We start from the raw sequence: 6,984 nt of genomic DNA, 5'->3' as shown, positions 1-6,984 counted from the left end.
AGGGTGCCAAGGGCTGGTCCTCGGCGCGTGAGGCTCGCCTGGCCGTCTTCAAGTGGATCACCCGCTACAACACCCGCAGGAGACATTCCGCCATCGGCTACCTCAGCCCGATCGACTACGAGCAGCAGACCGTCGATAGGGTGCTGCTCGCCGCATGACAACCGGTGTCCACACCTCGGGGTGAGCCCCCGGACCGACATGACCCCGGATGAGCGCCTCACCTACATGCTCGCCGAGGGCGAGACGCCACCCGAGGGGCTCACCGGGCCAGCATCAGACGCGGCCCGCAGTCAGGACTCCTGACGGGCCTCGAACGCCTCCTTGGCTGCGGCCAGCAGCGCCATGTCAGCCTTCTGCCGGTTGTCCACCGTCGCCCACCAGTCGTGACGGTGTATCTGCATCACGATGTCGAGGCGTCGGCCGCGCTCTGCCTCAAGCTCTGCCTGTAGCTCGGGCTCGGGCTCGGCCTCCATCGCTAGTACCGCCACGTGGGATGGGATCCGATTCGCGATCCTCTCGCACGCCGCACTGGCGGCGAGAAAATCAACCTTGAGCTGCAGCAGATCATCAGGCAGGTCGTAGTCGGCCATGTCGTCCCCCAAGGTGTGTGCGGCGCCTGAGGGATCCTACGTCCGAACACGAGTGCGACATGACGAGGGGTGCGTAACACTACGAGCACCACAGCCGATGCAGCGACATGTCCGGATTTGAGTTCGCCGCCTCTCTGGTCGCATCGTTGGCGTGGCCGTCGGCATTTGTCATCGCCGTCATCGTTCTTCGCAGACCTCTCTCCGTTGCATTCGGTCGAGTCCGGAGAGTAGAGGCCCTAGGGGTGTCCGCCGAATTAGACGCTGTCGAGCATGCCCGCGAAGGCGTTGAACAGGAACTCACCAATTCGGAGTCCGACCTAGACGCGATTGTTGCCCGCGCCACCGACTACGGATGGCACCTAGGCAGGGTCGCCCCCGATGTCCCACCGGGAGTGCAGGTCGACAGGTCCAGCGAAACGCCGACGGTTCACTCTGCTGCCGAAGAAGTGCTCAAGCGCCATACGGCAAGAATGCATCTTGACGACAACCTGTTCGCATGGAAGCAAGTCGCTGATCAGCTTGAAAAGTCGATCATGACTGAGCAGCTCAAGGTTGGTGACAGCTTTCCAACCGCGATGGAGATTGCCAGCGAGTACGGCGTTGGCTTGCACACAGCCCGCAAGGCGATCGACGCCCTTCGCCGGCGAGGCCTCATCATTGCCGTGGACAATGGCATATTCATTGCTCCACGAACCCCCGACCTCGGTCCACTTCCAGGCCCAAAGCCCGCCCCCTGAGAACCTGCTCGCAGCAACTTCGCGCGCATGTAGCGTGTCGGCGGTCACGCCGGGAGCGATCACCCGCGCATCCGCCGACGCACTCTCCCGACGCTTAGGCACATCAAAGGCCCCACTTCGGATGAGTGATCCGCTTATATTTCCCTTTCTGGATAAGACGAGAGAGGCTGCGAATGACCTTCCCTGTTGCAGCGTTCGCCGAGGCAACCGCATACGAGCGGTACATTCTCGACGAACTCGCGCCCGCCATACCGCAGCCAAGCGGAAAACACATCCTCGACCTGCGCGAAGACAAGCTGCGCCAGCACGCCCAGGTCACGCTCGGCACAATTACCGCGCGAGCCTACGTCGGAGGCGTGCCAGCGCAGACGGACCTGACGCCGCTCGTCTTCGGTGCCGCATGGAAGGTCATCGACGTGCTGATAGAGACTCAGCTCGTGGTGGCGGAAGGCCCAGGCCCCCATAACATCAGCAAGAAAGTGAAAAAGGCGAAGCACGGCAACGGCGTCCGGCGTGAGCATCCATTCCCCGCCGACATATGGCAACGCATCCTCCGCACATACGCCAACACCTACGACCTTCGACACTCGCTCACCCACCGAGGAATCAAGACCCACTCCGATGGGTCGCTGGAGGCGACACCCGAACCGGGGCAGACCCGGAACCCAACCAAGATGGCGCGAGACGAACTCAAATACTTCTTCCGCGCTGTTCAGGAGACGCATACATCACTCATCCGGCAGAGCCTCGGAGGCCGAGAGGCAGGCAATCTGCGATTCCTGCTCAACCGCCTGCAGGCGCTCCACGGTCTCGGGCCGACCACGGAGCGAGAGATCAAAGGCGATGTCGTGGTGCAGGTGTACGGCGAAGCCGACGCGACGGGACGCGTGACGTTTGACCTCGCCCGGGTCACATCCGAGACGAGCGTTCGCCACCCGAATGCGGGATGCCAATTAGAGATCCACCTCGACGACGGGCGGATCATCTCCGGCCCCTTCGAGGACTGGCCAGCGGGGCAGAGCCATGTCAACCCAGACAAGCCCCCAGCGGCGTTCACCGTCATCGAGTAGGCGAGCAGAGAGACGCCCCGCCTCCGAAGAGGACGGGGCGTCTCTCTCCCAGGCAATGCGGGCCACCGTACTCGCCGGCCTACAAACTGGCCAGGTCCCGACCTGAATGCACTCCGCCCTCACGGACAGGAGCTGGCGAGACATGCATCCGCAGGATGAACCCGACCAGCGCCGCCGCCGCGTTCACCATGCCGACCTGCTCCGGAGACAGCGCCAGCCCGAAGCCGACGCCGAGCGCAAGCATCGCCTGAATCGCGCCCATCAGCAGCGGCACGGGGAACGGCCGCACCGCCACGGCGGCGACGAGGGCGAGCAACGCGCCGGCGGCGGCGTTGATGAGGCCTACCGCTCGCCGCGCGGCCGAGCTCACCAGCGAAGTGCTCGAGGGGGAAGGACACCTTCCGCGAGCGGGTTCACCTGTCCGGACGAGGGAGGCATGGCGCCGCACCGACGACTGCGGCGGCGAGCAACTGCGCGCCGAACTCGCGCTGTACGAGCGGGCACTGGACCGGGCCGGCCGCGTGCTCGCGGACATCGCCCGGCTGCGCATCGACGAGCGGCTCATGCATCACGGAGGAGCAGGCACACACCCTCGTCTCGGTGTTCACCACGGTCCTCGACCAGCTGGGGCTCGGTGAGAAGGCCGCTCAAGTGCGGGAGCTGGTCGCCGTCGAGATGGAACGACTCGGGGAGGCGGGATGACGGGCAAGCGGAGGTCGCCGTTCACGCTGGCCGCCGTCGAACTGCGCGGCCAGCACGAGCACGGCCGGCTGCTCTGGTCGGTGAACGGCCGCCGCGCCTACGTACGCGAGGTGGACGGCACGTCCGTGCTGACCCTGACCGCCGCGGCCGTGCCGATGCTGGTCTACGTCGTCGAGGGGGTGCGCCTCGATGCGCTCACCTGACCGGCTCGTACGGATTGGCTCGCAAGCTCCGCAACTAGGGTTCGTCATCTGAGTAACGCTCAGGAAGGACGTGGGCTATATCTCCGCCGTAGATAGTTTCACGATCCACTTTTTTCCCTGTCTGAGCCAAATCCGATGGCCCCAATATGTAAGTCGTGCCCCCGATGAGAACAGCATACTTCCGCTCGCCTGCCTCTTCTGATATGCCCACAACTACTCCGTGAGTATTGCCCACCCCCAAGGCTGCAGAGTCGTCCGTATTCAATACGCGGACGATTTCATAAAAATCGATTTCACTCATCAATGAGTAACCCATCCGAACGGATCAACATTGACGTGACGGCCGTCTCGCGACCACCCTGAACGGGCATGGCACCCGGCCGACCGCCGATGCCATACTCAACAGCCTTCACGCCGCCGACCAGCTCGCCGAGCTGCACGACGCACCTCCAGCATGGGAGACACCTGCTCCGCTCGGCCAGCGCGGCGAGCTTCCGCCCTTCCCGGTCCACGCGCTGCCCGCCTGGGTCGCCGAGCACGTCAGCGCCGTCACGGAGGAGACACAGACACCGCTCGACCTCGCGAGCTGTGTCAGCCTGGCCGCCCTGTCCACCGCTGCCGGCGGACGCGCAGTCGTCAACGTTCGAGGCTCATGGGTGGAACCCGTGAACCTATTCGTCCTGGTGGCCATGCCGCCCGGCTCGCGCAAGTCCGCCGTGTTCCGTGCCATGACCGCCCCACTCGTCCACGCCGAAGCCGTCCTGCTGAGCCGGATCGGATCACAGATCGCCGAGGCAGAAGTCGCCCGTCACCGGAGGCCCCAAGTCGAAGTATGTCGCGGCTCAACGACGATCACACAGAACCGTAGCCGTAAAAGACCACAGCGACTGCCGTAGCCGTCAACATCGCCGTCGAACGAGATTCGGCACCCCAACACGAGGCCATCGCAAGGGGTGCCGAAAAGGCGTATAAAACATTAACCTGAAAAAGGCTATCGAATGATAGATTGCGCCGCTAATCTGCGATTTACGACCCCATGGATCGAGGTTTACACCTTCTCTGCCATTCTTTGCCGAGTCGCCCGTTCACAAGTTTGAATTTTTCGTCCAAATAGATATTAACAGTCGAGGAAAGATTGGCTTCGGAGATATATTTCCCAGCTTCATTTGGCGAGATGACCATGAGATCAAGGGCCGCATCAATCTTGTCTCCCGCCTCGAGAGGTGCAGCCAAGACCTTACGCAATCTATCTAGAACGCCCCTATTTAAGGTAGGTGCCATAATTGCTTCAACGTAATCGCTCGGCGGCCTGTATCCATGACACTCCACATAGTGATAGACCAAATCGGGTGACGAATAGATGACACCGCTAGCGGAGAACAGATGAGTCTCGGCACTCCCCAGATACACCTCCATCCCTGTATCCATCGTCACCTTCGGACGTCCCACACGACCGCGCTTCAAACAGAGGCCGCAACGGTGGAAGCCACGAGTCTGATTCCTGGGTATAGCAACGTGCAACCGCAGGGCGTCCAGAAATCCCGCCGGTACCGAACCTTTCGCGTACGGGCGCAACGAACTAAGCCACCCGATGTTCTGATCCGGGATGATCGAAGCACTATAGGAATACTTCGACAGCTCCCGAAAATACGTCACGGTTCCCTTCCCCCCAAACAGGCAGCCCAGTGACACATCCCCATGTTTGGCTTCAGCAATTGCGACAATGATGTTCTTGATTGAACCGTAGTCGATTTAGCCAATATGGCCAGATCCGGAGTAGGTGGATAAAGCTGCAAGTTTCGAATACGTTCCCCAGGACCGTAAACCTTAGTTGGCGTAAGAGTGGGATCACCGAGCTCAACACGGAAACCTGTGAAGTCCGAAATTGAGTGACCCTTTTCTCCATAGACAGCCAGCGATGTACCCTCAGGCACCCTGGTCCAACCATTAAGGAAAGACCACCCACCATGTCCCGCAAAGACGACCTGCCCATCAGGACGGGCACTGCCCTTCGGTGTGCCGCACTGATCGTTCTTATTGTCGTTGTGGACGAGTACCGGTGTAGCACCTGCCAGCACATAGTACGTATGCAGGTCATCGACCGTCAGGTTGTGGACCTGCTGAGCGGCTGTCCACGCTTGGACTGCGGTGATCTGAACATAGGTGCCAGCACCCGTCTGCAGCCACATTCCGGGCTGCAGCTGGCCTGCGGTGAGCCACGCATGGAGGGCCGGCACCCAGAAGGGGTGGTTGTCCGTCGCTGTGATCGTGTCCGTGGCGGCCCCGCCGTCGCCGTCAACGTCCACGGTGATCTTGGCGAGGTGCTTCGTTCCCTCACCTGTGATCAGAGCGGTTACCGGCTTGGCTTCGGTACGGCCAGTCTCTGCGTCGGTCGCGATGACCTTGTCGCCAATCTTGACCTTTTCGATGGCCTTGGTGCTGCCGTCGGCCATGAGTACGCGAGTGCCGGAGACGAAGCTGTTGGGTACGTCGCAGGAACCACCGTAGGGGATGGACGGCGCCACTGGATCGCCGTAAGCAAGGGGATCGTCGTCGCCCACCCAAGACCCATTGATACATTGATTGGCGAACACCGCCAATTCATCACAGCTGGTGACCCCACCACCCAAGATAGTTTCGGGAGCGTCCGGGTCAGCCGCCCTATAACGGTTTCTGCGCGAGGGAACGTCATCCTCTATACCGCGCGAGAAGGAATCGACGGCATCATCCATGTCCGCGATGTCGCCGCTACCCAGTTCGATCCGATCGTCGCGTGCGCACGGAGCCCCCGGGGCCATAGGACACGGATCGTTGATCTTTACAACCCTCATCTCAAAGGTTGCCTTTACGTATCCGCTCTCCTTTTCCTCTTGCTTCGTCTTTCCGCAGTTAGTCTTGCATGAACCGCCGTTGGGATTCCTAGGGCCGGCGCCGGTGCTCGGCTTAGTGCGGGTCTGTACGGTCTTCGGTGTAACTCCTAGTAAAGGAGGGACACCTGATGGTTACTGTGGTCCAGGCATCGACGGAGATCGACCTGGAGGACGCCGAGGTGGCGCGCAAGCAGACCAAGGACACAGATCGAGAGCTCGTCAACGAGCTGGTCGAGCAGGCCCGCGCCGAGGGCATCGAGCTGGTCGGGGAGAACGGGCTACTGGGCCGGCTGACCAAGCTGGTGCTGGAGTCCGCGCTCGAGGGCGAAATAACCGACCATCTCGGCTACGACAAGCACGAACGCTCCGACAACAACGACAGCGGCAACGCCCGTAACGGCACCCGGTCCAAGACGGTCATCACCGACGTCGGCCCGGTGGAGATCAGCGTGCCACGCGATCGGGACGGCAGCTTCGACCCGAAGATCGTGCGCAAGCGGCAGCGGCGGCTGTCCGGCGTCGACGAGATGGTCATCTCGCTGGCGGCCAAAGGGCTGACCACCGGGGAGATCTCCGCCCATCTGGCCGAGGTCTACGGCGCGCAGGTGTCCAAACAGACCATCTCCACCATCACCGACAAGGTCCTGGATGGGATGGCCGAGTGGCAGAACCGGCCGCTCGATGCGGCTTGAGTTCTATCGGTGAATGCGAATGCTGCAGAAAGGGACATTCGCATGCCTCGCTGGGCCCACAACAAGATGCCGACTGCTACCAAGAAGCGCTACTTCGAGCTGCTGCGACAGGGCTATAAG

General features: G+C 61.8%; 11 protein-coding genes and 1 pseudogene. 6 read left to right on the top strand and 6 right to left on the bottom strand.

The window, feature by feature from the left end; all coding sequences use genetic code 11:
* Nucleotides 1-158 (top strand): integrase core domain-containing protein (locus E1286_RS44810; protein ID WP_223189684.1); only part of this gene is annotated, 158 nt, incomplete at its 5' end.
* 132 nt (nt 159-290) lie between these two features.
* Here the strand turns inward: E1286_RS44810 and E1286_RS44805 are convergent.
* The gene (locus E1286_RS44805; protein WP_132623136.1) at nt 291-590 is read right to left on the bottom strand and encodes a hypothetical protein; all 300 of its coding nucleotides are present in this window, start codon (nt 588-590) and stop codon (nt 291-293) included.
* 107 nt (nt 591-697) lie between these two features.
* Here E1286_RS44805 and E1286_RS44800 point away from each other — a divergent pair, with 107 nt between their 5' ends.
* Complete coding sequence (locus E1286_RS44800; protein WP_132623134.1) at nt 698-1,327, top strand: winged helix-turn-helix domain-containing protein; 630 nt, start codon at nt 698-700, stop codon at nt 1,325-1,327.
* A gap of 173 nt (nt 1,328-1,500) precedes the next feature.
* A complete protein-coding gene (locus E1286_RS44795; RefSeq protein WP_132623132.1) occupies nt 1,501-2,397 on the top strand; it encodes a hypothetical protein in 897 nt (298 codons plus the stop codon).
* A gap of 79 nt (nt 2,398-2,476) precedes the next feature.
* Here the strand turns inward: E1286_RS44795 and E1286_RS44790 are convergent, their stop codons facing one another.
* A complete protein-coding gene (locus tag E1286_RS44790; protein WP_132623130.1) occupies nt 2,477-2,767 on the bottom strand; it encodes a hypothetical protein in 291 nt (96 codons plus the stop codon).
* A gap of 328 nt (nt 2,768-3,095) precedes the next feature.
* Between E1286_RS44790 and E1286_RS44785 the strand changes: the two genes are divergently transcribed.
* Entirely contained in the window at nt 3,096-3,302 is a 207-nt protein-coding gene (locus E1286_RS44785; RefSeq protein ID WP_132623128.1) for a hypothetical protein, read from the top strand.
* Between the two features lie 34 nt (nt 3,303-3,336).
* On the opposite strand, the gene E1286_RS44780 is transcribed toward E1286_RS44785, so the two are convergent.
* Together E1286_RS44780 and E1286_RS50990 are read right to left on the bottom strand one after the other, a co-directional pair.
* Nucleotides 3,337-3,603, bottom strand: a complete 267-nt coding sequence (locus E1286_RS44780; protein WP_165970212.1) for an Imm31 family immunity protein — start codon at nt 3,601-3,603, stop codon at nt 3,337-3,339.
* Nucleotides 3,596-3,742, bottom strand: a complete 147-nt coding sequence (locus E1286_RS50990; RefSeq protein WP_246075686.1) for a hypothetical protein — start codon at nt 3,740-3,742, stop codon at nt 3,596-3,598. Before E1286_RS50990 ends, E1286_RS44780 begins: the two co-directional genes overlap by 8 nt.
* Between E1286_RS50990 and E1286_RS52280 the strand changes: the two genes are divergently transcribed.
* Nucleotides 3,698-4,198 (top strand): DUF3987 domain-containing protein, encoded by a 501-nt coding sequence (locus E1286_RS52280; protein ID WP_425464800.1) that lies wholly within the window; start codon nt 3,698-3,700, stop codon nt 4,196-4,198. The two genes, E1286_RS50990 and E1286_RS52280, sit on opposite strands and share 45 nt — an antisense overlap.
* Nucleotides 4,199-4,328: 130 nt before the next feature.
* Here E1286_RS52280 and E1286_RS52350 read toward each other — a convergent pair whose 3' ends face one another.
* Nucleotides 4,329-4,958, bottom strand: a complete 630-nt coding sequence (locus tag E1286_RS52350; protein WP_484213931.1) for a DUF7919 family protein — start codon at nt 4,956-4,958, stop codon at nt 4,329-4,331.
* Nucleotides 4,955-6,034 carry a polymorphic toxin-type HINT domain-containing protein gene (locus E1286_RS44770; protein ID WP_223190923.1) on the bottom strand — a complete coding sequence of 360 codons (1,080 nt, stop codon included), beginning with the start codon at nt 6,032-6,034 and terminating at the stop codon, nt 4,955-4,957. The genes E1286_RS52350 and E1286_RS44770 overlap by 4 nt, the downstream gene beginning before the upstream one ends.
* A gap of 266 nt (nt 6,035-6,300) precedes the next feature.
* Here E1286_RS44770 and E1286_RS44765 point away from each other — a divergent pair.
* Nucleotides 6,301-6,855 (top strand): annotated as a pseudogene (locus E1286_RS44765) (transposase); the annotation flags it as partial.
* Nucleotides 6,856-6,984: the final 129 nt, after the last annotated feature.

It is taken from the genome of Nonomuraea terrae, from assembly GCF_004348995.1.
Classification (GTDB): Bacteria; Actinomycetota; Actinomycetes; order Streptosporangiales; family Streptosporangiaceae; genus Nonomuraea; species Nonomuraea terrae.
The sequence above is the reverse complement of the archived record's forward strand: the minus strand, read 5'-3'. Positions and strand labels throughout refer to the sequence as shown.